Genomic DNA, 25,926 nt, shown 5'->3' with positions numbered 1-25,926 from the left:
CATGAATAAAACAAAAATAAGCGTTTATATCCCGTCACATAATTATGGCAGGTATCTGCAGGAGGCGATAGAAAGCGTTTTGCGTCAAACTGTGGATAACTGGGAATTGATCCTGATAGATGTTAATTCCTCAGACAATACAAAAGATATTATGGATCTATATAAGGGCGATAAACGAATCAGGGTTTTTCACTCTAAGGATACGAGGCTTGCGCAGGTTGCGAATTTTGCACTGAAGCAGTCAAGGGGCGAATATATCATGCGCCTGGATGCCGATGATGTGTTGGATGAGAACATCTTATTGGTTATGGGTAATTACCTGGATCTATTTCCAGATGTCGCCCTTGTTTCCCCGGGTTATTTCTTAGTTGACGAATATGGAGAGATTATCAGATATGAGGGAAAACAGTCCATCCACCATTCCGCTCATTCCCTGGATGCCCCGCCGAACGGGGCATGTACTATGATCAGGAGAAGCGCGCTGAGAAAGTTAGGTGGTTATAGAGAGGATTTAGACGCACAGGACGGGTTTGACCTATGGATGAGGATCTTGCGTGAATATAAATGCGCCGGCATTAATCTCCCGTTATTTTATTACAGAAGGCACGGGAAAAACCTTACTCAGGACCATGTCCGGATACTGAGCGCCAGAAGGATAATCAAGAAGGACGCCTGTGCCGTCAATCTGGATAAATTCAGGCCGATAATCGCGGTCATACCCTGCCGTAGAAATTACGATATTTATCCTGATCTCTGGAATAAGAAGCTTAACGGCAAGACGCTTCTGGGTATTGCCATGGAGACCTGCCTGTCTTCAGATATTTTTGATAAGATCGTTGTTACATCGGATAATAAAGTTGTCCACAGGGAGATTTCAAGATATGGGGACCGGCGTCTCTGTTTTGTGGAGCGCAGCAAGGAAAGCACAATATCATCGCGTTCAATTTCATATACCTTAGAGCGGATTGTCAAATCGCTAAAGATCGGTTATACCGGTATAAGCATTCTTTCGTATATTCAGACCCCTTTTACTTCAAGGGCTACGCTGGAAGAGGCTATCTACACGCTTGTTCTGAACAATACCGATTCCGTTTTTGGCGTGCGGGAGGTAGAGGACGACCTGTATATGAGGGCCATCCACGGCTTGACGCCAATAGGCCCTAAGGAGAAAATGAAGTCAGAGTTTGACGTGGTTTACGCCAGGACATTTACGGCCACAGCGATAAAAAACAACAATTTAGAAACCGGGAATCTATCAGGCGGGAAGATATCTTACTTTATTGTCCCCAGGGAAGAGGCATTTTTTATCCGCGCTAAGAGGGACTATGAAATTGCCGGGATGTTGGCAAGGCGCAGTTTGAGGCAGGTATAATTATTGCAAGAGGGAAGCGGCGGTTATGTTAAAGTATGAATTAGGCGAAATGAGAGACGGCAATGGCGCTGTCTTAAAATATGAGACAATGGGAAAGACGTTTGAATATGTTGAGGAGATTACAGGCCTGCTTACGGCTTCCTCTGTTTATAAGCAGCTGCAGGAGAGGTTTCCAAGCGACTACTTGATAGGTTATTTCAGGTCCTGCTTGAGAACGGAGATATATCCATTTATAAGGCAGGCGTGTCTGATTGAATGGTATAAACGTAATGGAAGGCCGATAAGTGTAAATGATTCCATTGTCTTCGTGCCCGAAGAAGGTTGTTCCTCTTTGCTGAAGCAGGTATGGGAATTCAAGGATGCCCCGATAGAATTATTGCATCCTTTGCGGTTTGCGTTAATGTTCCCGGGTTTGACATTTAGACAGGTAAATATACGCTGCAGGCAGCGCATAAAATCAATCTTAGAGTCATTAAGGTGTATTCGCAGGACCCCTGCGCCAATAGGGCGCAGCGATAATGCCATGATCGCCTGCCACTATACCGAAGGGATTGATGCGGAGAGAAGAACCGACCTGAACTGGTATTACGAAAGCGGGATCAGTCCGGAGAGGATTATGATATATCTGGACTCTCGCCATGCTACCTCTGTTCGTTTTCGCCGCGGAAAGTTAATAAGCAGAGATATAGTTCAGGAGATACGGAATAAGGGCTTTAGGTGGGTGGCTATAGAGAGGAATGTGGCTGAAGGGCGTTCTGTTTGCTGGCATCCTCCGAAACCGGAGAGCGGACTGTTTATAAGAAATAAGTCCGGCCAAAGTAATGCGGAAAAATGGCTGACCGCACAGGCCAATAAGTTATTGTGGGCCGTCCACTACTGGCGCTGTTTTTACGAAGAGTTTAACATCAAGATAAACTATATTCCCGAAGAGGTATGTCCTGAAAGCTTTGCGCAGGCAATAGCGTTTGATATTATTAAGGATACAAACGGCGTTTTGGTCGGCAAGCAGAGATCAGAGTTGTTCCAGCGTAAATGGATCTCTGACCGTTGTCCCCGGCACATATTATTTACCTGGAATCAGAGGTCAAAGGGTTATTTAGTCTCAAATCATGAAATAATCGGGACACTTGTCGTGAGCGGCTATCCAAATAATATTCTTCAAATTGCCCGGGCCGGTCATTACTCCGGTATATCAAGGTCCAGAGGGGCTAATTTTGTAATCGCGTTATTTGATAACGTCTCCGGTCCGGATAATCAATTCTCAGAAAAGGGGATGGCAGAATTCTACAGGGCATTCTTACAATGGGTCATTGATGATCCAGCCGTAGGATTGATAATCAAGCCGAAAAAGCCGCGGGCGATTGACAGGTTAACTTCGATAGCGCCTTTATTGGGCAGTGCTGTCAAAACCGGACGCTGCATAAGGATAGCCGATGAAACCGGGAGGTTTCCGGCTGAGGCATCTCGTGGCGCGGATATGGCCGTAGGTATCGGTATTTCTTCGGCGCTTATGGAGTCCGTTATTGCCGGATGCAGGGGAATCCATTATGATATAACAAATCTTAAAAGCCACGAATTTTATGAATGGGGATACAATGCTATAATATTTAATAACTTGGACTTATTAATGGAGTCGTTAAAGGCATATAAAGCCGATAGAGGGCTCAACCCCGGCCTGGGTGATTGGTCCAGTTTTATGGATAGATTGGATCCCTTTTGCGATGGAAAGGGAGGGCAGAGAATGGGGGTCTATATGCGCTGGCTGTTGGAAAGCTTCGATGCCGGCGAGGGAAGGGAAGAGGCGATACAATATGCCAACAGCAGGTATGCCCAGAGTTGGGGGGCAGATAAAATAGCCAATATGGAGTAACATATGAAACCACTGAATATTCTTGTTATCGGTAGTGGGATGTATGTATGCGGGCGGGGGACAAACGGATACGGAACCATAATGCCGGCGATATGCGAATGGGGCAGAGATAACTGTCTCGGTAAAGTTATTATCATGGGCAAAAGCGCCCGGGGGCTTAAGCTGGCCGAGGCAAAGATCAGGAGATTAAAGAAGATTACGGGGGTTAATTTTGATGTCTCATATTTGCGGATCGGCAAGAGGGTCTTGTCAGATGGTTGCAAAAATACGCTGATCGGACGGCATAATTATTCTTGTGCTGTTATCGCGGTGCCGGATAACCTGCATGGGCGGATTGCCGCGGCCACTATTTCCAGCGGTCTGCATACGCTTGTGGTCAAGCCGTTGGTGCCTACGGTTAAGCAAGCCAAGTCATTGATCAGATTACAGAGAAAGAAAAATGTATATTGCGCGGTCGAATTTCATAAACGCCTGGATGAGGCGAACATGAAGTTAAAAGACGCTGTTGCGCAGGGATTGATAGGGGATCCTCTGTATTTTGCAATTGAATACAGCCAGAGGAGGGCTATTCCTTTAAGATATTTCAGGAAATGGATCCAGGAGACCAACGTCTTTCAATACCTGGGTATCCATTACGTTGATATTATTTATACCGCGACAAATGCCGTTCCCAGGAGGGTGTTGGCTATAGGGCAAAAGAACCTGTTGGTTTCCAGAAAGGTTGATGCGTACGACTCTATTCAGGTGATTATTGAATGGGAAGCGCCCAAGGGCAACACCTTCAGTTCATGCATAATGACAAATTGGATTGACCCCGAAAGGACCTCCGCGATGTCTGATCAGAAGATTAAAGTAGTCGGCACAAAGGGGAGATTTGAATCCGACCAGAAAAATCGCGGGATATATATTGTGACGGATAAAGGCGGGGTAGAAGAGCCAAATCCATATTTTTGCGCATCTTATGGCAAGGCGGGAAGTGTTTCATATCAGGGATACGGCATAGACAGCGTAGGCCAATTTTTAAGTGATGTGGTGCAGATTGAGAGAGGCGAGGCTACGATTGAAGAATTGCAGGATAAAAGGCCCGCCTTCAGCCAATCTGTAGTCCCTACATTAGTGCTTGAGGCGGTAAACACGAGCCTTAAAAATTCAGGCAGTTGGGTAAACGTCGGTATCAAAAATGTCTAACGGAAGAATAGTATTACTTAATCCGCCCAGCGCAGCTATGTCCGGACAGATAATTCTGGGGCTCGCCTATTTAGCCGCGAATCTAAGAAAATTTGGGCATGAAGTAAAAATTATAGATGCCACAGCCCCTTATAAACAAGGCACCGCCAAGCAAATAAAAGATTTCATTGGTGATTTCAAGCCGGACTTTATCGGCATCACATTGACGATAGATAATATTTTCCAGACATATTCATTTTTGCGGGATTTGAGAGAGATAAATATTCCTATAGTAGCCGGCGGACCCCACGCGAACGGTCTTCCCGAAGAGGTTCTAAAAAACGGCGCCGACATCGTTGCTATAGGCGAAGGAGAAGAAACCATAGTTGAGATAACGGAGTATTTTTTAGGTAGACGGGCATTAGGCAGCATAGACGGGATCTGTTTTTTCAATGCCGATAGGGAAATAACCTTCACAAATAAGAGAAGGCCTATCGCAGACCTGGACAGTTTACCTTTCCCGGATTTTAATGATTTCCCCATACGCAATTATACCGGAGTTGATGATGTGAATTCCAATCCGATATTCTGGAGCATTGTTACAAGCCGGGGCTGCCCTTTTGATTGTTTGTTCTGTTCCAGCAATAAAATGTTCGGCAGGCAGGTGAGGATGCGGTCAGCCGAGAATGTCTTTGAAGAGATTAAGCTTCTGGCGGATACATTCTCCGTGCGGCATATCGCCTTCCAGGACGATGAGGTATTATGTTCCAAGGAGAGATTTATAAGATTATGCGATTTAATCAGTCGCTCTAAATTAAATATTAGAATATCTATGCGCACCAGAATCGATAGCATCGATAAGGACATTCTTTCAAGGGCGAAAGAAGCGGGAATAACCAGGATGAGCTTTGGAATTGAGAGCTGGGATAATGATACCCTTAAAAAGATAAGGAAGAATTATACCGTTGAGAGGATACTGGAAAAATTCAAGATTATAGAAGAAACAGGGTTTCCCTTCGTCTCATTTAATAATATCTGCGGCTTTCCCTGGGAAACAGAAGAACATTTCTCCAGTTGTTTAGCGGCAATAAGCAGGATCCCCCGAAGGATAAAATATTTCACATCTCTTGTTACGCCGGTCCCTTATCCAAAAACAGAATTATATGAGTTATACCATAAGGAGTTCCGTTTCACGGACTGGTGGTTAAGTGACCAGGGTAATTTCAGGCTTCCCGAAAAGCCCCCGTTTTTCTTAAAACTTTTCGCTCATCCCATGCATCCTTTGTATATCAAGCCCAAGTTCTGGAATTATGATAAATCGATTGAAAGGTCTATGGTTAAATTCGGCTGGCGTCTTTTATGGCTCGTTTTTTCCCGACACTATAAGTTTCCGCTAAATCTTGTTATATTCTCGGTATGTATAATATCTTATAGCTTATGGAAAGTTTCTCCTGGGATTGAACAGAGGCTTTTTAAGTTTCTTTTGTGTAAGAAGGTCTTTGATTTAAGGGAGCGTTTAAATTTCGTAAGTAAATATTGATTGTAGATGAAAAAAATTATTGTGCCGGTAGACACGTTAAGGGGTTTTGTCAAAGATATTTTATTAAAGGCCGGGGTGCGTAATGATGTTGCCGAATACGTTACCGAGGGGCTTATACAGACATCGGTCAGAGGCGTGGATTCGCATGGGGTTAGGCTGTTGCCTCACTATCTTGAAGCGGTTAAAAAAGGCAGGATTAATCCCGACCCAAAATATAAGTTTAAAAAGACATCGCCATCCACGGGAACTTTAGACGCCGACCACACATTCGGCCATGCAGCAGGAATGGAGGCGGCTAAAAAGGCGATAGAGCTTGCCAGTGACTCCGGCACAGGCCATATTGCCGTTTATAATTCCAGCCATTTCGGCGCCGCCGCTTACTATGCCTTGGAGATCGCTAATCATGATATGATCGGAATGAGCTTTACAAATACAGATGCCCTTATCAGAACTTATGGCGGCAAAAGGGCATTCCTGGGTAATAACCCTATTTGTTTTGCGGCACCCTGCAAGGACGAAGAGCCGTTTTGCCTGGATATGGCAACCAGCGTTGTCACCTTTAATAAGATCAGGCAGCTGAGGGAGGAGGGCGCCAGAAGCCCTGAGGGGGTTGGAGCCGATAGCGATGGTATCGAGACCACAGATCCTGATGCGGTAACAACACTGTTGCCCATAGGCGGTTATAAAGGATATGGTCTCAGTATGGCCATTGAGATTCTATGTAGTTTGCTTACGGGTATGCCTTACGGGCCGCATATACCTAAGATGTTCGAGGCGCCTATGCATCAAAAACGGTGCCTGGGGCATTTTATTTCGGCCATACGGATTGATTGTTTTCAGGATAAGGATTCTTTCAAGGAGCGCCTTTCTAAGATGGCGCAGGAAATACGCAATGAGCCCCGTCTGAATAAAGATACACCGATCCAGATCGCCGGAGATCCGGAAAGGGTGAGCGCTAAGATAAGAGAGAGCAAGGGCATCCCTGTTAAACCCGTAGAATCCGAGGCATTTAAAAAGATAAGTGTTGAATATGGCGTGACTCTTAAATGGGAAGATACGCAGTATGCTGCCGAAAAATAATGAAGCTGTAGATTTGTTGATAATCATCCCGCCATCGCGTTCTAAAAATACGCACTGGCCTCCATATGGCGCTATGTATGTTGCCGGCGCGTTAAAGAAAGAAGGGTTTGTCCCGAAGATCTTAAATGTTGATGCCGAGAGGATAGGCAATAAAGAGGTTATAGAGAGGGTCAAAGAGATTAATCCCAGATATATCGGTTTTAGCGCTATGGTAGCGACTTCCTATAAATATATAAAGAATCTGAGCATTGAGTTAAAAGATAATTTCCCGGATAAGATCCAGATTTTAGGCGGAGGGTTATCAAATGCTGCCGAAGTTGTCTTAAAGAATACCGCCGTAGACATCGTTGTTTTTGGAGAAGGAGAGGTAACTGCATGCGAGCTTATTAATTGCCTGAAGGCAAAATGCGATGATCCAGGTAATGTATCGGGGATATTTTACAAGAAAAATTCTTCATATATAAATACAGGCAACAGGCCTTTGATAAGGGATTTAGACGCGCTTCCTTATCCCGCTTTTGACCTGATAGATATGAGCCATTATCTTCCCGATGGTATTGATCAGCTTGATCAGTTTATAAGAACATCTGAAGATAGAAAGATATCTGATAAGAAGAGAAAAACAAAAATGATGAATATACTGACTACCCGCGGTTGTTTTGGCTCTTGTAGTTTCTGTGCCAGGCCGGATCCGGGATTTAGAATGCATTCGGTAAAATATATATTTGATCTAATCGAGCATTGTATCAGGGAATTTAATGTAGGTTTCTTTTATTTCGGAGATGAGTGCTTCGTGCCTAATAAAAAGCGAAACTGGGAATTTATCGAAGAATACAGAAAAAGAAACCTGGATATAATCTTTAGAATATTGGGCCTTAGGGTTGATACGGTAGACAAGGATATCTTAAAGGCCTACAAGGAAATCGGCTGTTGTATAATCAATTATGGCTTTGAATCGGGCAGTCAAAAGATGCTGAATATTATAGATAAAAGAGTAACTGTCCAGCAGAATATAGACGCGGCTTTATGGACCGAAGAGGCTGGTATATGTTTCCCTGTGCAGTTAATACTAGGTATGCCTGGGGAGACTAACGAAACGATTAAGGAAACGATCAGCTTTTTGAAATCAATAAACTATCTTTCCAAGCAATGTAAGTGCACCTATGCGCTTCCGATGCCGGGCTCCGCTTTGTACGATTATGCGAAATTGACACAAGCGATAGAAAATGAAGATGAGTACCTTTCTCACATTGGAGAAATTGACGGCACGCAGGGGTTCCATATAAATCTTACCGAGGAGGAGGACAGCGTTGTTGCCGGCTGGAGGGCGCAAATAAACAGGGGATTGTATGATTTTTATTTTGAAAAAAAGTATAAAATTAATAACCGTTTTATTAGAGCGGTCATCCATTTATTTGAATCGTTCGCCTTGCATGTCCGAGAAAAGAATCTATGGTCGGTTGTAATATCCAGGAGATTAAAATTGTTTCTCTATTCTATTTTGAATATGCGTTGCAAGAAGAGAGCTACCCAGCAGATAAATTGCCGGTTCAGGAGAAAGAAGAATATAAACATTGAAGATTTTCTCGAAGGCAATGATATCCTTTTATTAAATCGGGATATTACCTTAAGGAAGATAAATGAAAAGATTGCGACAGGAGGGCGGTCTTATGAAAAAGGTGGATAGCCAAGTTGTAGTTGTGGTTCCGGTCAGGGAGGGTTCCTCCCGCATTAAGGATAAGAACTTTATACCTTTTGGCGGGTATCCCACCTTAGTGCATAATAAAGTATCGCAATTAAAAGAAGCCGGTTGTTTTGACCATATATATATATCCAGCGATAGCCGGAAAGTAAAGGAAATAGCGAATGAATGCGGCGCGGAGTATCTGGATCGCGACCCCTATATGTGTACAAACAAACCGCGCTGGGATGAGGTGGTGGATTCTATTTTAAATACGATTCCCGGCAATCCTCACGTTGCCTGGGCAATGGTAACCAGCCCTCTTTTTCTCAGATACGATGAAGCCGTAAAGCAGTATCTTTCGCGTTTGAATGAATATGACAGTTTGGTGGGCGTCAAGCCAATCCATGAATATCTCATAGATGATAAGGGGCGGCCGTTGTTTTATTCTTTTGGTGTATGGCACCCTTATTCTAATGAACTTCCATCGCTGTACGCGATCAATGACACGATATTCATCGCAAGAAAGTCAGATCAGCTCTATTGGAAGTACTGGATAGGCCGCAAGCCGTATCTGTTTCATTGTCAATCAGGGGAATCAATCGATGTCAATTTTCCGGAGGATCTGGAAATGGCTGTTTTAGCCCAACAGATGAAGGACAATAAGGTTAAGTAATATGAAAGCTGCTATTGTAGAAGGGCTCTGCCCTACCTTGATGCCTGAGGGGCCTATAATTGAACGTAAGATTCTCGGCCCGGATGTCAATATAACCATGTATGGATCGCTTCAACCCGAAGATTATGCACCGGCCCTTGAAGATGCAGACGCGCTGATTATCCGCCCCGGAGCTGAATTCCCTCGGGAGATGATGCTTTCAATGAAGAAGGCGCGGGTGATAGTTGTTCTGGGAGTTGGTTACGACAATATTCCTTTAGATCTTGCCGCAGAGAAAGGTATTCTTGTCTGCAATATACCGGATTATTGCACTAAAGAGGTTGCAGATGTTACTGTTGCAATGATCATGGCGCACCAGAGGAAGGTGTCGCTTTTTAACTATTCCTGCGGAGCAGGCACTTTAGATTGGGATTGGCGGATAAATATACCCATTTTAAGTTCCAGCCAGGCAAGGGTCGGGATTATCGGATTGGGGAGGATCGGCACAGCGGTTGCTTTACGGCTGAAACCATTTGGATACAAGATATCCTTTTACGATCCTTATTTGCCTGAAACGTCCGCAAATGGCCTGGGGTTGATTAAGTTAGATAGATTAGAGGAACTTATCATTTCTTCTGATATCGTGACTATTCACACGCCTCTGACGAGAGAAACAGAAGGCATGATCAATGAAAAGTTTTTAGCGTTTCTGAAATCCGGGGCCATTCTGATCAATACTGCTCGCGGAAAGATATTCCAGGACACGCAGGTCATATACAAATCCCTGAAAGAGCGGCCGCAGCTGCGCATAGGTTCTGACGTCTGGCCGGATGAGCCGCCATTGGAACATCCTCTGCTTACTGCCTGGAAGGACCGAGAAAGCTGGCTGGCAGACCGGCTGATCCTTTGTCCACATACGGCTTTCTATTCGGAAGAGAGCTTGCGTAATCTGAGGGTTTCTGCCGCGAAGATCGTTAAAAAAGTTTTTGACGGGGCTAAACCGGATCATGTTGTTGATCCGGTAAAAGAGACTGGTGTTTAATATGGGAAAGATATATTACGATAAAGACGCGGACCTAAAATGGCTGAAGAATAAGACAGTAGGTATCATCGGCTACGGTATTCAGGGCCGCGCACAGGCGTTGAATATCAGGGATTCGGGTATCAAGGTATTGGTCGCAAATCGTAAAGACCGTTACGCCAAACAGGCAATTCAGGACGGTTTTAAAATACATAAGTTTAATGAATTAGTGAGTAGATCGGATGTTATCTTGTTTCTGATCCCCGATCAAGCGCAGGCCCATGTATTTAACAGGCATATAAAGGATTACTTAAAGCCAAAAAGCATGATTGTATTTGCCCACGGGTATGCCTTGCGTTTTAAGACCATAAAACTTCCCAGTGGTATTGATGTAGCAATGCTCGCGCCGCGTATGCCGGGGCGTCAAATCAGGGATTACTTTTTAAGAGGGCGCGGGGTCCCGGCCTTCGTAGATGTTGCCCGGAATGAGACCGGTTCTGCCTGGCAGATATTGCTTGCGCTGTCCAGGGCAGCCGGATTTACCAGGGCAGGTGTCATGAAGGTGGACTACAAGACCGAGGCAGAGCTGGACCTCTTTATCGAACAATTTCTCGTATCCGCTATAGTTAAGGCCATTCATACAGGTTTTAAGGTTTTGGTGGATGAAATGCATTATCAGCCGGCAGCGGCGCTTATGGAGTTATATGCTTCAGGCGAGCTCGCAGAGGTCATCAGGATGGCTTCAGAGGCGGGTATCGGAAAGGTGTTTCAGGAAAACGCATCTCCTACATGCCAGTATGGGATCGCCGCTTATTTTGATACGGCAATAGGCAAAGAAGCCGAAAAGAAGGCGCGAAAGATTATCAGCAGGATAAAGAGCGGAAAATTTGCAAAGGACTTGGATAAGGAAGGCAGCTCCGGATACCCGGCCGTAAGCAAATTGTGGAAAGAAGTAAATAGCGGGAGTCTGATCGATGCCCATAATTGGATAAACAGGTCATTCAAGCGAAAGGAAGAAAAGGAATGAATCTGGAGGATAAGGTAGTCCTGGTAACTGGTTCAAGCAGGGGCATAGGCAGGGCGATCGCTCTGCGCCTTGCCGTAGAAGGCGCGGATATTATTATAAACGCCTCTAAGTCGGATAGGGAGGCAGAAGAGGTATTGTCGCAGCTGCCGGCGGATAAAGGACAGCGCCACCGCTATATACGGGCCGATATAAGGTCCTCAGCCCAGGTCTGCGAGATGATGGGACAGATTGAGGCGCAATACGGCCGCCTCGACATCCTCGTCAACAATGCAGGGTCAACGCATTTCATTGAACATCATAAAGTGGATGAGCTGACAGAGGATATCTTCGATGAAATGTATGAGTTACATTTGCGCGGTTATTTTCTTTGCATACAGAAGGCGTTGCCCTTATTGCGTAAATCCAAAGAAGCCTCAATAGTTAACATTGCTTCTATCGCGGCGATCACAGCCGTAGGGAGTAATATCGCCTATTGCGCCATGAAGGCAGGAATAGTCAACATGACTAAATCTCTGGCGAGGGCGTTGGCTCCGGATATACGGGTAAACGCAATAAGTCCGGGCCTGACGGAGACCGCGTTGATCAAAGATTGGAAAGATTATAAAGCCGAACAAATAAAAAGGACCCCTTTAGGCAGGTTGGGTGCCTGCGAAGATACTGCCAACGCGGTGTTTTCTTTGGTGGGGCCCTTAACTTACGTTACCGGACAAAATATAGTTGTAGACGGAGGCAGGACGCTTGAATAAAAGATCGAAAGCTTTTACGAAATACAGGATCCTGATTACGCCTAAAGAGGCCTGCGAATCATTAAGTCGCTTGCCGGATTCACTGCTGGAAGATATTGATCTCACGTCTACTTATGGGCGCGTGGATGAACCGGGAAAACTTATCAGTTTTCTTCAAGACAAAGACGCGGTGGTCCTTGACCTTGAACCGATCACATCCGGTATGCTTGAATCTTGCCGCGGCCTTAAGGTAATTTCAAGATTTGGAGAAGGCTGCGATTCTATCGATCTGGAATCTGCGAGGAGATTTGGGGTAAGGGTTACCAGGACCAGGGCAGTAAGCTCTACTGCTGTTGCCAGGCATACGCTCGCCCTTATTCTGTCTTTAACCCATCGCATAACGGAAAACGACAGAAATCTTAAGAAAGGGCTCTGGCTGCGAAAGCCCAATATCTCCGAAGAGGCTATTACTCTTGGCGTTGTTGGTTTTGGCAGGATCGGCCAGGCATTGGCAGATTTAGCCGCCATGCTGGGTTTTAAAATCTTATTGTATAACCGGACCACAAAAACGGATAAATATCCATGCGCCCATGGCTTAGAAGAGATAATAAAGCTTTCCGATATCATATCTCTGCATTTACCATTGACGGCAGAAACCAGCAATATCATATCCGGAGATATATTAAGAGAACTGGCCGGTAAATATTTAGTTAATACGGCCCGGGGAGGATTGGTTGATGAGGGCCTGTTGTTAGAGGCCTTAAAAAGGGGCGAGATCGCAGGCTACGCTACCGATGTTTTTTCTAATGAGCCGGTTTCTGATATCTCAAGAGAATTAGCCGGGCATCCCAATGTTGTCTGTTCGCCACATATAGCAGCCCTGGATAAGATTACCGCCATTAATATGACTAAGCGCGCCTTGGAAAATGCGGTTAATTGTCTGAACAATAATCATGAAAGGGTAAATCTTTATGTTGAGTGATAAGAAGGTCTCCGTAATTGTAAGGACCAAGAACGAGGAGCGTTGGATTGTCTCTTGCCTAAATGCGGTTTTCAGTCAAAAACATAAGAATTTTGAGGTTATTATAGTGGATAATGAAAGCAGCGATAAGACGCTGGAGAAGGTCAGGCAATACCCCGTTAAGAGGGTTGTTACCTGCAGGGATTACCGGCCCGGCAAAGCCCTTAATATGGGTATAAGGGAGGCAGAAGGGGAATATATCGTGTCTTTGGCCGGCCATTGCATACCGGTAAATGACCAATGGCTGAATAAGCTTTTGCTTAATTTTGACGATCCTAAGGTAGCGGGGGTTTACGGCAGGCAGGAGGCATTGGATTTCACCTCTGACGCCGACAAGAGGGACCTGGCTTTGGTATTCGGGCTTGACCGCAAGGTCCAGCTGAAGGACAGTCTCTTTCACAATGCCAATAGTATGATCCGCAGAGATATCTGGCATGAGGCTCCATTTGATGAGGGTATAACTAATATAGAAGACAGGGTTTGGGCGCAGAATATATTGCAGAAGGGATTTAAGGTCATATACGAACCAGAGGCCAGCGTGTATCATTACCACGGTATACATCAGAACGGCGATGCGGAAAGATGCACGAATGTAGTGCGGGTATTGAAATCTTTGCATTCGGATTATACTTATAAGTCGATTGACGTAGATAAACTTAATATTGCGGCATTGATTCCTGTCAAGGGTCCGGCTCAGTACTTAGATAATAAACCTCTTTTGTCCTATACTTTAAAAAGGGCATTTGAATCAAAATATATTAAGAAAACAATCGTTTCTACGGATAATATCCAGTTGGCTGATTTAGCCAAAGATTTAGGCGCCGAGGCACCGTTTATCAGAGACGCCTCTTTTTCCAAGGAGTCCGTTGATTTGGCTAAAGTATATCAATACTCTTTGAATAAAATTGAAGATTTAAAAATACTCCCTGATATAGTTGTATGCCTCGAGATCACCTTCCCCTTCCGCCCAAAAGGCCTGATAGACGATATGATCTTGCAGCTTGTGCAGGATGGCCTTGATAGCGTGATAGCCGCAAGAAGAGAGAATAAAGCAATGTGGCACCAGAAAGAGGGCAGTATACAGCAAATTGTCGAAGGGCTTACCCCCAGAGAATTTAAAGACCCCACATTTATGGAACTTAAAGGAGTCGCCTGTGTCACACATCCGGAATTTATCAGGCAGGGAAACCTTTTAGGGAAGAAGATCGGCATTTATGAGCTTAACGACCCTTATTCTCATTTAGAGGTAAGGAATAAGGAGGATTTTGGATTGGCCTCTCTTTTAATTAACACGTGGTGGAAATAGGAGCGGGAATTGATAATGCAGAAGCTGATTTTTGTCAGTAAGAATTCACAGGTTGACAGGTATCTGCATAGTGACCTGCAAGACAACGGTTTAGCCGGTAGGGGTATTTTATTTATTGCCCTGAGTCCGGCTGTTTACTCATATCTGAAGCGGTTGAATATTCCCGCGCACAATACACTCCCATATTTTACAACCGAATCCCACAAAAGAGTGCTGGATAAGTCCAGGGCCCTGACAGGTTGGCTGCGGGAAAACGTAAAGATCGCCGAGTCTGAATTCGGCCATCAGCATGCCTGCAGGGAAGCGTTTGTTTTCTTATCCCGTCTGAGGATGCACTATTCATTAAAATTAATAGAGATAGTTTATAATGCCGTTGATGTTCACCACCCTACGGTCATTGCGGCCAGCCTTTCTGAGAAAAAATATTACCCGGATGAAATGAACAGTTTCCCGGAGAATTATGCAGGCCAGATCGTTAAATCAGTCAGCCAGGAAAAATCTTTACGGTTTGAAGAGATCGGCGATTATAAAGATGGCAGCTTTGCGCGGATAAAGCACAATGCTAAAAACCTGTCCAGATTTTTATTCAGATGGTTTGAATTTTCATTATGGTCAAGAAAACGGCTATTAGAAAATCTGCTGAATAACAGGAGTTTTATTTTATTGACTACGAAACATTATAATATGGATAAACTCGCTGAGAAGATCAAGGGTGAATACGGAAAGAACAGATTATTCTTTCTGAATGATCCCGCGATACCTGATTGCTGTTTACCGGATTTTATTATTCGTATGTTAAATAATAAATTGAGAACAATCATTAAGGATCAAAGGAAGTCATTCAATGAGTTAGTTAAGAAAATCAATGCTGATTCTGCGCTATTTTCATACAGAGGAATCATGCTGGGTGTTTTCTTGGCTCAAGATCCCCGGAATAATATTATGAATTATATTATCTATCTTTTTGTTTGGTTAGTAAGACTGAACAACTTTATTAAGCCAGCAAAGCCGATCGCAATCTTAAGCTGCGGGAATCGTCCTGATGATGTTGCCCTTGCCGAGATGGCCGATAGTAATAATATCCCGCTTATTTTCATCAGCCATGGTTCTCATGTGCAGCCGAAGAATGATTATGAGATGATTGAATGGGGAGAGCAGGGCAGGATGTTTTTAAGCGCTCCCTTTTCTTTGCTCGCCTTACAAACCCCGCTCGCAGAAGGATACCTTAAGGTCTTTCCTTCGGAAAGTAAAATCATAAGAAGCGGCCCCTTAATATGGGGAACTCCGGTGGATCCAGCTAAAAGTAGAGCACTATATGAAGGCATGTTCAGTAAGAAATATGATCGTAAGAAAACAAGGATTGTTTTGCACGCCGGTACCTCAAAAATATACTCGCGGTTCTATGTGTATGAAACAGGCGACGAATACCTTCAATCATTAGTCGATCTGGCCGCCAGTGTGGAGAAAATACCGGATACGGTCCTTATAATAAGGATTCGTCCGTCTTTTGAGATTACCCTGGATACCATTAAAAGTATAGTGCCTTTTTCAGAAAAAGTTATCTTGAGTACTGAGGGAAGATTTATTGATATTCTGGGGATAGCCGATTTATTGGTAAGTTTTTCGTCTACAACTATTGAGGAGGCATTGCAGAATAGGATCCCGGTCCTGCTGTATGGCGGAATGGGGCGCTATCAGCATATCCCGGCCTATGCAATAGAATCGGGCAGCCATTTACCGCGCAGGGCGCTTTATCATGTTAAGGAAAGCAGGGATTTAGAATACGCAATAAGTAATATTCTTAATTTAAGTATGGACAGGGAGCGGGACAGTCATTTATTTGATCAGTATATTTATACGGAGAATGAACGGCAGTCCATTTTTGATTTAATTAATTCATATGCGAAAAAACAAGGTTATTTTAGTTAATCCTGGAATTCATTTTCACAGGCGTCCGGATTACGGCCTTTATCCGAATACGGCAATAATGATATTGGCTACTATTCTGGACAGGGCCGGATTTCAGGTCAAGGTGATTGACGGCACTTATCTGGATATTGGGGATGCGACAAAAGCTATACTGTCCGAGATTGATGAAAACCTGGCGTTTGTAGGTTTTTCCGTGATGACGATACAACTGCCTTGGTCGTATTTTGTATCACGGGCCATAAAGGCAAAGTTCCCCGATGCAGCGGTTGCCTGGGGAGGGGTGCATCCGACACTTTTCCCCGAGCAGACAGTCGAAGACCCTGCGGTTGACATAGCCGTTGTCAACGATGCCGCTGCTACCATTGTTAAATTGGGTGAAACCATTTCCCGCGGAGATGATCTCTCTTGCGTCCCCGGGATATTTTATAAAACAGGCAGGCGCATAAAAGCAAATGAAGAAAATAAATGCAAGGACGATTTTAGTAACACCCCTTTTATTGATTTTTCATTACTAGACCATGAACGATACTCCAGAAGGAATAGCGTTGCTATCGAGGATTTCTATAGCGGGCAGTACAAAGATACCAGGGCCTATCCCATTGTAACCGCGTTGGGGTGCCCTTACCAATGCACCTTTTGTATTAACGTGATAGTCAGAAAGAAATGCTGTTTTCGCGAGGCGGGAGAGATCGTAGAGAGGATTAAATTTCTCAAGAGCAATTACGGCGCTGATTTCATCCAGCCATTAGATGAAAACTTCTTTGTTGACAGGAAAAGAACATTTGAATTCCTTGATCTGTTAGAGAAGGAAAATTTGAATATCAAGTGGCGGCCTCAGACAAGGGCGGATTATTTCAGCGATAATTATGTCGATTTTGAGACAGTAAAGAGATTAAGCCGTTCAGGCATGGTTGTTGCGGCGATGGGAGTGGAGAGCGCCTCACAGTCAATGCTGGATAAATTGAAAAAAAATCTTAAGGTTGAGCAAATTATTAAAGCGGCTGAGATGCTGTCCAGAGCCAACATCATTCCTAAAATGAATTTTATGGTCGGGCTTCCCGGAGAGACAGAAAGGGATATTGAAAATACTTATCGTCTTGCATTGAAAATCAGGAACATGGTAAAGATAAGCTGTGTTTCTGTTACTCCTTTCAGGCCATACCCAGGGTCACCGCTTTATAAGGAAATCGTGGATAATTACGGCTATTCTCCGCCTCGCAGCCTTAAAGAGTGGGCAAAGCTTTCTGAAAGGGAATTTGTAGATAGCTTTGGTTATGAATCATTTGATAATTATAAATGGATCGATAATCCCCGCAGATTGAATGCAATGGTATATGCCTATAGGCAGATCGCCTTCTATAATCCCAGTTTTAAAGGGAGGATAAGGGAGATAGTATCTTCGTTTAGAATGCGCTTCAATTTCTTTCTCTTTATCTCTTTAGAGAGAGCGGTATTTGAGAAATTGTCCAAAATCAAAGGTTTTATCATTAAGAGATTATCATGAAGTTCTTATCCATCACATTAAAATATCTAAGAAGATATCCTTTATTGAGTTGGAGCGCCCTATTCTCAATTATGGCATCGTCCTTCTTTGAAGGCGCCAGCTTCGGCATGCTTATCCCCCTTATTCAGAGCATGATAAGCAATAAAACAGGTTTATTTCAAGAATTGCCATTTTTAAAAGGATCAGTTATATCATTTGCGTCCTTAAATCAGTCAGACGCAATACTGCTGATTTTCATATTTATATTTCTGATGCTGGTTATGAAAAATGTCTTTTTATATCTTTCGAATATACTGATCGCTAAATTAAGATTTAGCACCATCAGGGATCTTAGAATAAACCTTATGGGTAATCTCATAGAGTACGATATACAATTTTTCCACGGCGTAAAGACGGGCAATATCATAGGGGTCATTAATGCCGAAACAGAGCGTATGGGTGATTTTATATTGGCCGTGCTTACCTTCGTTGCGGTTCTTGCCAGAATACTGGCATATGTGATTATTTTGTTCTTGATATCGTGGAGGGCAAGTATAATAGTTTTTCTTTTGACCGCAGCCGTTTTAATGCCCATTGAATTAATTATGAAGAACATTAAGCGGATCGGAAGAAGCATATCAGAGTCAATCAAAGAGTATAATCATAAGTTAATGGAGATATTGGGAGGCATGGCGCTGATAAAGAGCTGCAGCACAGAAGATCTGGAGAAGGGCAGATTTAATAATGCGACCAGGAAGCTGTATCTTTTACACTATCAGACCAATAAAAACATACATCTCATCATACCTTTATCCGAAGCGCTAATTTTTGGACTGATCTTCTTATGTTTCCTTGCGCTTATCAATGTAATAAAGATTGATATGGCGCGATCATTCCCTTTTATTGCCACATATTTGCTAGTTCTCGCGAGGATGCTAACTCAATTAAACAGCTTGAATACATACCGTTCTACGGCGATAAGCAGGCTGGCGGCTTTCGAAAATTACGAAGATATGTATGATAGGGAGGGAAAAAGAACGATAATCAGCGGACAGAAGAAGATTGATAAGGTGCGTGATTCCATAGAATTCAGGGATGTCTATTTTTCTTACGATAATGCGGATAGATATGTTTTAAATAAACTGAACATCAAGATTCCCATGGGAAAAATGACCGCATTCGTGGGGGTTTCAGGCGCAGGTAAAAGCACCATAATTAATTTGATCGTCAGATTCTACGATGTGGAGTTGGGGCAGATACTGGTTGACGGAGTGAATCTGAAAGCGCTTGATCTGAGGGTTTGGAGGAGAAAAATCGGTTTTGTGTCTCAGGACACCTTTATTTTCAATGCCAGCGTTAAGGATAATATAGCATATGGGCATGATGGCATACCTGATACGGAAATATTCAGGGCCGCAAGGGCGGCTAATGCACATGAATTTATAACAGGGCTTCCCAGCGGCTATGATACCGTACTGGGAGAAAGAGGCGTCCGGTTGTCCGGCGGACAGAAACAAAGGATTTCCATCGCAAGGGCAATAATACATAATCCTGAGGTATTGATTTTAGACGAGGCCACCAGTTCCCTTGATACCGAGACGGAAAGATTAATTAAGGAGGCGATTGACGAGCTGGCAAGAGAACGTACGGTCATAGCCATCGCGCACAGGCTTTCAACCATAGTGCACGCGGATAATATTATTGTTTTAGAAGAGGGCAAGGTGGCAGAGTCCGGAAGGCACGCGGAACTGCTGGAGAGAAACGGGTTATACAGAAGGCTATATGATATCCAGTTCAGGATTTAGGGCGGGATGAATATCGGCGCAGGGAAATTATGAAAAAGAGGGCTGTAATATTAAATGATACTTTTTTTGAAATGGAGCATGGATGCCGGCTTGTGATGAAGAATATCAGATATTTATTACATAAAAAGAATATTGATGTTATAGATACAAATCCAGTAGGCGTAAATTGGGAATGCAATACGAGATTTATCAGGAATGTCAGGAAAAGCGATATTGTGATAGTTAACGGCGAAGGGACCATTCATCATAACCAGAAAGAAGGGTTGTATTTGGTTAAGGTCAGCGAATATTGTAAGAAATTAAACATTCCCGTAGTATTGATAAATGCCGTATATCATGCTAACAATGAAGAGTGTGCGGGATATATGAAGAATTTTGATTTGATATTTGTCCGAGAGAGTTTAAGTAAGAGAGAATTGGATAGATTAGGCGTTAATAGCGAGATAGTCCCCGATATGACGCTCTTCAGCGATGCAAAAGATGCCCCCCAGAGAAGAAGGTCGGACAGAATAGGATTTACAGATAGCGCTTATATACACCTTTCTCAAAAGATGTACAATTATTCCAAGAGGTCAAAGCGTTTTGTTTATCTGCCTTTAGTAAGGCCCTACAGATTGGAAGGGGTATTTAATCCTATGAAACTTTTTCAAAAAATAAAGTATGAAGGGCGAAATGCAATGACTTTTCTACAAAACAGGGTTTTAGGATATGCTTTGGACCATGCTTATGAAAGGAGGCTCTATTATGTTAATTCTTGGAAGGACTATATTGAAATAGTCGGCAATTTAAGGATGCTGATAACTGCAAGATTCCATGCGCTTTGTTTTGCCCTGACGACAGAGACGCCTTTCTTGGCCTTGAGCTCAAATTCGCATAAGATTGAAGGTATAATGCAAGATATCGGTTTAAACAATAACAGGCTTGTAAATTTCGAGAGTCTAAACGAGCGGATGATTTCTCAATATGACAGTTTTAGCGATGATGAGTTATCAAAGGTTTCTGACTACACGCAGAGCGCAGTAAAGAAGATAGAAAAGATGTTTGATAAGATTAAAGGAATATCTTAGATGGGCAAGGTCTTGCTTTTTAATCCGGTGAGCATTGTGCATGCAAGAAATATGGGGATATTCAGAGAATTCCTTCCGGATTGGACGATAAGATGTATTTACAACCGCAGACTACCCTGGTTCTCCGATATGGACAGGGGTTCTGCCGATGAGGTTTTTTATTTTAAGGGAAGGTATTTTCCCAAGTTGCCGCAGGGTGTTTTTGATGGGGTTTCTGCCCTGGTGCTTTTTACTTCCCAGCCGCGTATCCCGCCGTGCCATTTAATACAAGAGGCGACGCTGAGAAGGATCCCGGTTATAGCGATTGAAGAGGTGTATCAGATGATGCTGCACCAGGGCTTGTTGAATAATTATCTTTTGCCGGTGGATCGTCTTCTCGTGGCTTCTGATTATGAAAGGTTGAAGTTTATTGAGACAGGCATTGCTCCCGAGACAATAGAAACCACTGGATGCATTTCCGGATATAGCAGGCGTAAGCCGCCAAGCCAGCTGAATAAATTAAAAGGCATATTTGGTCTATCCAACCGTAAACATACTGCTACGTTGTGCCTCGATGCCATATCTTCCGATGCAAACGCTGGGGAAGTATGCAGTAAATTAATTGCCTGCGTAACTCAGGGGTTGCCGGAAAGTTACGAGTTGCTTATCAAGCCGCACCCTGAAGACCGTAAGGATGATTTTGCCGTTTCGCTAAGGCGGCACTCTCCGCGCGCCAAGATTGCCGATTCGCGCATGCCTATTGATGAGATACTGGATATCACGGATATATTGCTTAACCGCGGGAATTCCCAGGTAATTATTGATGCTTTGCAGAGAGATATTCCCGTAGCCGTTATCCCTTTAGGCAGGAAGACATTTTTCCATGGTTTATTGGACGAGGCGATAATTAATGACCACAGAGATCTGGAGAGATTATTAAAGAAGATAGAGATGAACAGCAGGGATTTATATACGGCGGTACGCGATAACATATCGTCATTTTCCCCGAGAGAATCCCTTGAAAGAGTCGTTTCATGCATTATCCGGATTGCCGCCGGAGAGGAATTATACAGGCCTGAAGAACGCCTGATAGAACTGGCATTTTTCTGGGCCTGGATGGGTTACGCTTCCTATGCCGAAAAAACCCTGTTTCAGGCAGAGGGCGGTTGTGCCGATAAGGATTTTATCGGCAAGGCCCATAGTTTGGTGCGCTGCAGGGACGGGCGGGAAGATTTACCCGCCCTAAGAGAGTGGGCGGGGAACGGCTATCGGGAATGGTTAATTCAGAGTTTATGGGTTAAATCGCGCTATCTGAATCGTGACAGGCTTAGTCGTCGGGACAGGGAGTGGTTAATAGATTTTCCCCCCGTCATGGAGAGGTCGAGATTCCTTGATTACGCTGTGCTTTTATACTGGTGTTATCTTGATTCCGGCATGAAGGATGAGGCGGATATGCTGATGAGCAGCCTTTGCGGTGAATTCAAGTCAACGGAATCCTTGCGAAGGCTTAACGCGCTTAATTTAACTGAAAATGGAGCCTTGATTTTTAATATCAGATATCTAATTTCGCGCCTTAAGTATAATAGCGCGCTGGCTTTAAAAGATCCGGTTTTACGAAACCTGCGATTTATAAATTGATAACAATGCGAGGTATGACATGCAAAATGAAAGTCGTTTAATTTCCGTAGTGTTCCCGGTATTTAACGAAGAGGGCAACTTGGAAAAGTTATATGAGGAAGTGAGGTCTGTATGTATTCAACACGGTATCAATTATGAGATGGTGTTTGTTGATAACGGTAGCAGCGATAATTCACTGGTAATATTAAAGGATCTCAATAAGCGGGATAATAAAGTCCGTTATATTTCACTTTCCCGCAATTTCGGCCACCAGGGCGCCCTCTTTGCCGGTATGACTTATGCAAACGGCGATGCGGTTATTACTATGGATGCCGACCTTCAGCATCCGCCATCGCTGATACCCGAGATGCTTAAATTCTGGAGCGAGGGGGCAGAGGTAGTCTATACTATAAAAAAAGATCCCAATCTTAAGGGGCAGAGGCGACTTTTTGTTAAAGGGTTTTACTGGTTGATATCCAAGATATCCGGATTAAATCTCAATTTCGGACAGTCCGATTTTCGCCTGCTTGATAAAAAAGCCCTGGAGGCGCTTCTCAAGATCCCGGAATATCATAAATTCTTAAGGGGCCAGGTAGAGTGGGTAGGCTTTAAGCAGAAATACCTGTTCTATAATGTTGATGGGCGATATAGCGGGCAATCCAAATTCTCATACAAGGATCTACTGTCTTTTGCATTGGACGGTATTTTTGCTTTCTCCAGAAACCCGCTGCGTTTAATAACTTTGGCCGGTGTCATAATATCGGCTTTGTCATTTTCTTATATTCTATTTGTTATGGTACTATGGTTACTGCAAAGGTTTGGTATCGCGATGAATATCGTTTTACTTCCGGGTTGGGCGACTTTGGTAGTCGCGGTATTTTTCTTGAGTAGTTTACAGCTGGCGGCAATGGGTATTTTAGGCGAATATATCGGCAGAGTTTATGATCAGGTTAAGGGGAGACCCGTATTTATCGTCCGTGAGATATCTGGTGAGAGGCATAATTGATGAATAAAGATAAGGTAGTTATTTTATGCGGCGGCAGAGGAAGAAGGTTGGGTAAATTAAGCAGGGCATTGCCAAAGCCGTTGATACCGCTAGGGGAGAAACCAATTCTCCAGCATATTGTTGAATTCTATATGAGTCATGGTTTCAGGGAATTTATTTTGTGCACCGGTTATTTGTCGGAGTCCATAGAGGCGTTTATCTCCCGCGGTAATCTTGGCGCCAAAATTGAAATTTCTAATGCCGGAGAAGATGCGGGCATGCTTAAAAGGCTATTTTTGGTAAAAGACCTGATAGGGAATAGGGCAATAGTGACCTACGGAGATACCTTTGTCAACATGGACCCGAACCTGGTATTAAAATGGCATATAAAAAGCAGGAAGAACTTAACCATTACAATAGCAGATATACGAAGCCCTTTTGGCATCGTCAAGTACGACAGAGAGCAGCGCGTTACTCTTTTTGAAGAAAAGCCTCTCTTTTCGTATTATATCGGCAATTTTATTACGGATAAAGCCGTCTTGGAGGATCTTGATAATAACCTTATTTCTTTGCCGGATGGAGAAGGCTTAATAGGGCTCTTTAATAATTTGATTGATAAAGGGGAATTGACTGCTTATAAACACAAAGGATTTAATATTACCTTCAATACTGCGCAGGAATGGGCAAAGGCAGAAGAGGATTTTATTAAATTCTTCACACAAGAGGAAGGATAGAGATGGAGCGATTTAAAAATAAGAGGGTACTGGTAACCGGAGGCAGTGGTTTCATAGCTTCTCATTTATGCAGGAGGCTGGTAGAGAATGGGGCGAGGCTTTTTATCTTGACGAAATATAATAGCATTATTGATAACATCCGTATTGTGAACATATGGGATAAGATAACAATGGTTGAGGGTGATATACGCAATCCCGACTCATTGAGGCAGATCAAAAGCATTAGGCCGGATTTAATTTATCATTTCGCGGCATATAATCATGTAGGCGACAGCTTCATGAATATTTCTGAGGCCATTGACGTAAATTCTAAAGGCACAGTGAATGTAATTGATGCTTATGAGGACTACGAGAGATTTGTCTACATATCGTCTTCGGAGGTATACGGTTTTCAGAAATGCGTGCCTTTTTCAGAGGATATGGTGCCGTTTCCCGTCTCCCCTTATTCTGTAGGGAAATATTCAGGTGAATTATATGTAAGGATGAAATCACGTGTCTATAAGAAACCCGTAGTTATATTAAGGCCCTTTAATGCCTTCGGCCCATTCCAGAGCCCAAGGGCGGTTATCGCCGAGATCATCATTAAGTGCCTGAAAGGAGAGGATGTTATAACTACTGAAGGTATTCAGACGCGAGAATTCAATTACATAGAAAATTTAGTAGACGCATTTATTATGGCCGGGATTAAAAAGGAAGCTATAGGAGAGACTATCAATATCGGAACCGGTCAGGAGATGCCCATCAGGCTTCTGGTGAGAAAGATACATAAACTTACCTCTTCCCGTTCACGTTTGTGTATAGGCAAGATATCGTACAGGCCAACAGAGATATGGAGGATGGCTGCCTCAAATAAAAAGGCCAAAATGATATTGGGGTGGGAGCCGAGGATCAGTTTTGAAGACGGTTTGATTAAGACGATTGAGTGGTACCAGAAATTCAATCACCTGTTTTTTGAAACAGATTCTCCATTATATCGATTATGCCAGGAAACAGATTAATAAGACAGTTGCAAGACCGCAGTATCTTGATTACCGGTGGAGGCGGTTTTCTCGGGGGTTATCTTTTTCGCCGTTTAAGACAGATGTGCAGACGGGTTTCTCTGTACAATGGAGATGTGAGAGATATAGGTAATTTCAGGGAAAGATACGATTTAGTCTGCCATCTCGCAGCTGTTAATAAGACAGTTCTTAGCGGAGGAATCGGCGAGCTATTTGAAATTAATACAAATGGGACCCTGTCTGTAATGCGCTATTGTCTTCGTAATGGAGCGAGATGCTTATTTGCCTCTTCATCTGCCGTCTATAAGCCGGCTAGGCAGAAGGAATGGCTAAGCGAACATTCCCCCATTATCCCCCAATCCTTATACGGAGTCAGCAAAATGCTTGCCGAAGATATCTGCGAATATCACGCAAAGAACTTTGGGCTCGGCGTTATTGCGTTTCGCATATTTAATATGTACGGACCGGGACAAAAAGCCCCATTCTTGATACCGTATGTCCTGAGGCAATTATCCAGAAGACAACCGGTAGTATTGAAATCTCCTATGGCAGTCAGAGACTTCGTGTATATTTCTGATGTAGTTAACGCCTTCGTTCTGTCTTGCGCTTTAAAGTTCAAAGGTTTTCTGGCCTTGAATATCGGTTCAGGCAAGGGCTTGAGTGTTTATGGCCTGGCAAAAAGATTAGCTTTGCTTAAAGGGGTAAAGTATAAGATCGATAGAGTCAATAATAGCGACCATAAGAGGAGTTATATAATTGCTGATTTAAAAAATACGAGAAAAACCCTGGGTTGGAGCCCGGAGATCGCGTTGGATAATGGACTTATGGAAGTGGTGCGCTTATCTTAGAGAAGCAGATACATAA

22 protein-coding genes are annotated in these 25,926 nt (G+C 43.6%); 21 read left to right on the top strand and 1 reads right to left on the bottom strand.

The window, feature by feature from the left end:
- Nucleotide 1: 1 nt before the first annotated feature.
- From PHR44_06920 to PHR44_06855, 14 genes are read left to right on the top strand one after another with little or no spacing between them, the layout of a single operon-like run.
- The gene (locus tag PHR44_06920; GenBank protein MDD4910387.1) at nt 2-1,372 is read left to right on the top strand and encodes a glycosyltransferase; all 1,371 of its coding nucleotides are present in this window, start codon (nt 2-4) and stop codon (nt 1,370-1,372) included.
- A gap of 25 nt (nt 1,373-1,397) precedes the next feature.
- Complete coding sequence (locus tag PHR44_06915; GenBank protein ID MDD4910386.1) at nt 1,398-3,242, top strand: hypothetical protein; 1,845 nt, start codon at nt 1,398-1,400, stop codon at nt 3,240-3,242.
- A 3-nt stretch (nt 3,243-3,245) separates the two neighbouring features.
- Nucleotides 3,246-4,430: a Gfo/Idh/MocA family oxidoreductase gene (locus tag PHR44_06910; GenBank protein MDD4910385.1), complete on the top strand. Its 1,185-nt coding sequence runs from the start codon at nt 3,246-3,248 to the stop codon at nt 4,428-4,430.
- Nucleotides 4,431-4,467: 37 nt separating this feature from the next.
- A complete protein-coding gene (locus PHR44_06905) occupies nt 4,468-5,949 on the top strand; it encodes a radical SAM protein (GenBank protein MDD4910384.1) in 1,482 nt (493 codons plus the stop codon).
- A gap of 6 nt (nt 5,950-5,955) precedes the next feature.
- Complete coding sequence (locus tag PHR44_06900; GenBank protein MDD4910383.1) at nt 5,956-7,029, top strand: Ldh family oxidoreductase; 1,074 nt, start codon at nt 5,956-5,958, stop codon at nt 7,027-7,029.
- Nucleotides 7,013-8,716, top strand: a complete 1,704-nt coding sequence (locus PHR44_06895) for a radical SAM protein (GenBank protein MDD4910382.1) — start codon at nt 7,013-7,015, stop codon at nt 8,714-8,716. The genes PHR44_06900 and PHR44_06895 overlap by 17 nt, the downstream gene beginning before the upstream one ends.
- Nucleotides 8,700-9,386, top strand: coding sequence for a hypothetical protein (locus PHR44_06890; protein ID MDD4910381.1), 687 nt, complete (start codon nt 8,700-8,702; stop codon nt 9,384-9,386). The genes PHR44_06895 and PHR44_06890 overlap by 17 nt, the downstream gene beginning before the upstream one ends.
- A 1-nt stretch (nt 9,387) precedes the next feature.
- The gene (locus tag PHR44_06885) at nt 9,388-10,407 is read left to right on the top strand and encodes a C-terminal binding protein (protein MDD4910380.1); all 1,020 of its coding nucleotides are present in this window, start codon (nt 9,388-9,390) and stop codon (nt 10,405-10,407) included.
- Nucleotide 10,408: 1 nt separating this feature from the next.
- A complete protein-coding gene (ilvC, locus tag PHR44_06880) occupies nt 10,409-11,413 on the top strand; it encodes a ketol-acid reductoisomerase (GenBank protein MDD4910379.1) in 1,005 nt (334 codons plus the stop codon).
- On the top strand, nt 11,410-12,159 hold the full coding sequence (locus tag PHR44_06875) for an SDR family NAD(P)-dependent oxidoreductase (protein MDD4910378.1): 750 nt from the start codon (nt 11,410-11,412) through the stop codon (nt 12,157-12,159). Before ilvC ends, PHR44_06875 begins: the two co-directional genes overlap by 4 nt.
- The gene (locus tag PHR44_06870; protein ID MDD4910377.1) at nt 12,152-13,120 is read left to right on the top strand and encodes an NAD(P)-dependent oxidoreductase; all 969 of its coding nucleotides are present in this window, start codon (nt 12,152-12,154) and stop codon (nt 13,118-13,120) included. Before PHR44_06875 ends, PHR44_06870 begins: the two co-directional genes overlap by 8 nt.
- On the top strand, nt 13,110-14,465 hold the full coding sequence (locus PHR44_06865) for a glycosyltransferase family 2 protein (GenBank protein ID MDD4910376.1): 1,356 nt from the start codon (nt 13,110-13,112) through the stop codon (nt 14,463-14,465). Before PHR44_06870 ends, PHR44_06865 begins: the two co-directional genes overlap by 11 nt.
- Before the next feature lie 15 nt (nt 14,466-14,480).
- Entirely contained in the window at nt 14,481-16,394 is a 1,914-nt protein-coding gene (locus PHR44_06860) for a hypothetical protein (GenBank protein ID MDD4910375.1), read from the top strand.
- Nucleotides 16,366-17,898: a radical SAM protein gene (locus PHR44_06855; protein MDD4910374.1), complete on the top strand. Its 1,533-nt coding sequence runs from the start codon at nt 16,366-16,368 to the stop codon at nt 17,896-17,898. The genes PHR44_06860 and PHR44_06855 overlap by 29 nt, the downstream gene beginning before the upstream one ends.
- Here PHR44_06855 and PHR44_06850 read toward each other — a convergent pair.
- Nucleotides 17,882-18,007, bottom strand: a complete 126-nt coding sequence (locus PHR44_06850) for a hypothetical protein (protein MDD4910373.1) — start codon at nt 18,005-18,007, stop codon at nt 17,882-17,884. The two genes, PHR44_06855 and PHR44_06850, sit on opposite strands and share 17 nt — an antisense overlap.
- A 22-nt stretch (nt 18,008-18,029) precedes the next feature.
- Here PHR44_06850 and PHR44_06845 point away from each other — a divergent pair, with 22 nt between their 5' ends.
- Genes PHR44_06845 through PHR44_06815 form a run of 7 tightly spaced genes read left to right on the top strand, consistent with a single transcriptional unit; the run spans nt 18,030 to nt 25,910 of the window.
- Nucleotides 18,030-19,682 (top strand): ABC transporter ATP-binding protein, encoded by a 1,653-nt coding sequence (locus PHR44_06845; GenBank protein MDD4910372.1) that lies wholly within the window; start codon nt 18,030-18,032, stop codon nt 19,680-19,682.
- Between the two features lie 29 nt (nt 19,683-19,711).
- Entirely contained in the window at nt 19,712-20,749 is a 1,038-nt protein-coding gene (locus PHR44_06840) for a polysaccharide pyruvyl transferase family protein (GenBank protein ID MDD4910371.1), read from the top strand.
- Nucleotides 20,750-22,366 carry a hypothetical protein gene (locus tag PHR44_06835; protein MDD4910370.1) on the top strand — a complete coding sequence of 539 codons (1,617 nt, stop codon included), beginning with the start codon at nt 20,750-20,752 and terminating at the stop codon, nt 22,364-22,366.
- 19 nt (nt 22,367-22,385) lie between these two features.
- A complete protein-coding gene (locus tag PHR44_06830) occupies nt 22,386-23,351 on the top strand; it encodes a glycosyltransferase family 2 protein (GenBank protein MDD4910369.1) in 966 nt (321 codons plus the stop codon).
- The gene (locus PHR44_06825) at nt 23,351-24,064 is read left to right on the top strand and encodes a nucleotidyltransferase family protein (protein ID MDD4910368.1); all 714 of its coding nucleotides are present in this window, start codon (nt 23,351-23,353) and stop codon (nt 24,062-24,064) included. Before PHR44_06830 ends, PHR44_06825 begins: the two co-directional genes overlap by 1 nt.
- 2 nt (nt 24,065-24,066) lie before the next feature.
- Complete coding sequence (locus PHR44_06820) at nt 24,067-25,062, top strand: GDP-mannose 4,6-dehydratase (GenBank protein MDD4910367.1); 996 nt, start codon at nt 24,067-24,069, stop codon at nt 25,060-25,062.
- The gene (locus PHR44_06815) at nt 25,044-25,910 is read left to right on the top strand and encodes an NAD-dependent epimerase/dehydratase family protein (GenBank protein ID MDD4910366.1); all 867 of its coding nucleotides are present in this window, start codon (nt 25,044-25,046) and stop codon (nt 25,908-25,910) included. The genes PHR44_06820 and PHR44_06815 overlap by 19 nt, the downstream gene beginning before the upstream one ends.
- The last annotated feature ends 16 nt before the right edge of the window (nt 25,911-25,926 follow it).

The organism is Candidatus Omnitrophota bacterium, assembly GCA_028707125.1.
Lineage (GTDB): Bacteria > Omnitrophota > Gorgyraeia > Gygaellales > JAQTUX01 > JAQTUX01.
The sequence above is the reverse complement of the archived record's forward strand: the minus strand, read 5'-3'. Positions and strand labels throughout refer to the sequence as shown.

Coding starts and splice junctions, on each gene's coding strand:
- PHR44_06920 (MDD4910387.1), top strand. CDS start 2: ATGAATAAAACAAAAATAAGCGTTTATATCCCGTCACATAATTATGGC.
- PHR44_06915 (MDD4910386.1), top strand. CDS start 1,398: ATGTTAAAGTATGAATTAGGCGAAATGAGAGACGGCAATGGCGCTGTC.
- PHR44_06910 (MDD4910385.1), top strand. CDS start 3,246: ATGAAACCACTGAATATTCTTGTTATCGGTAGTGGGATGTATGTATGC.
- PHR44_06905 (MDD4910384.1), top strand. CDS start 4,468: ATGTCCGGACAGATAATTCTGGGGCTCGCCTATTTAGCCGCGAATCTA.
- PHR44_06900 (MDD4910383.1), top strand. CDS start 5,956: ATGAAAAAAATTATTGTGCCGGTAGACACGTTAAGGGGTTTTGTCAAA.
- PHR44_06895 (MDD4910382.1), top strand. CDS start 7,013: ATGCTGCCGAAAAATAATGAAGCTGTAGATTTGTTGATAATCATCCCG.
- PHR44_06890 (MDD4910381.1), top strand. CDS start 8,700: ATGAAAAAGGTGGATAGCCAAGTTGTAGTTGTGGTTCCGGTCAGGGAG.
- PHR44_06885 (MDD4910380.1), top strand. CDS start 9,388: ATGAAAGCTGCTATTGTAGAAGGGCTCTGCCCTACCTTGATGCCTGAG.
- ilvC (MDD4910379.1), top strand. CDS start 10,409: ATGGGAAAGATATATTACGATAAAGACGCGGACCTAAAATGGCTGAAG.
- PHR44_06875 (MDD4910378.1), top strand. CDS start 11,410: ATGAATCTGGAGGATAAGGTAGTCCTGGTAACTGGTTCAAGCAGGGGC.
- PHR44_06865 (MDD4910376.1), top strand. CDS start 13,110: ATGTTGAGTGATAAGAAGGTCTCCGTAATTGTAAGGACCAAGAACGAG.
- PHR44_06860 (MDD4910375.1), top strand. CDS start 14,481: ATGCAGAAGCTGATTTTTGTCAGTAAGAATTCACAGGTTGACAGGTAT.
- PHR44_06855 (MDD4910374.1), top strand. CDS start 16,366: ATGCGAAAAAACAAGGTTATTTTAGTTAATCCTGGAATTCATTTTCAC.
- PHR44_06850 (MDD4910373.1), bottom strand. CDS start 18,007: ATGCCGAAGCTGGCGCCTTCAAAGAAGGACGATGCCATAATTGAGAAT.
- PHR44_06845 (MDD4910372.1), top strand. CDS start 18,030: ATGATAAGCAATAAAACAGGTTTATTTCAAGAATTGCCATTTTTAAAA.
- PHR44_06840 (MDD4910371.1), top strand. CDS start 19,712: ATGAAAAAGAGGGCTGTAATATTAAATGATACTTTTTTTGAAATGGAG.
- PHR44_06835 (MDD4910370.1), top strand. CDS start 20,750: ATGGGCAAGGTCTTGCTTTTTAATCCGGTGAGCATTGTGCATGCAAGA.
- PHR44_06830 (MDD4910369.1), top strand. CDS start 22,386: ATGCAAAATGAAAGTCGTTTAATTTCCGTAGTGTTCCCGGTATTTAAC.
- PHR44_06825 (MDD4910368.1), top strand. CDS start 23,351: ATGAATAAAGATAAGGTAGTTATTTTATGCGGCGGCAGAGGAAGAAGG.
- PHR44_06820 (MDD4910367.1), top strand. CDS start 24,067: ATGGAGCGATTTAAAAATAAGAGGGTACTGGTAACCGGAGGCAGTGGT.
- PHR44_06815 (MDD4910366.1), top strand. CDS start 25,044: ATGCCAGGAAACAGATTAATAAGACAGTTGCAAGACCGCAGTATCTTG.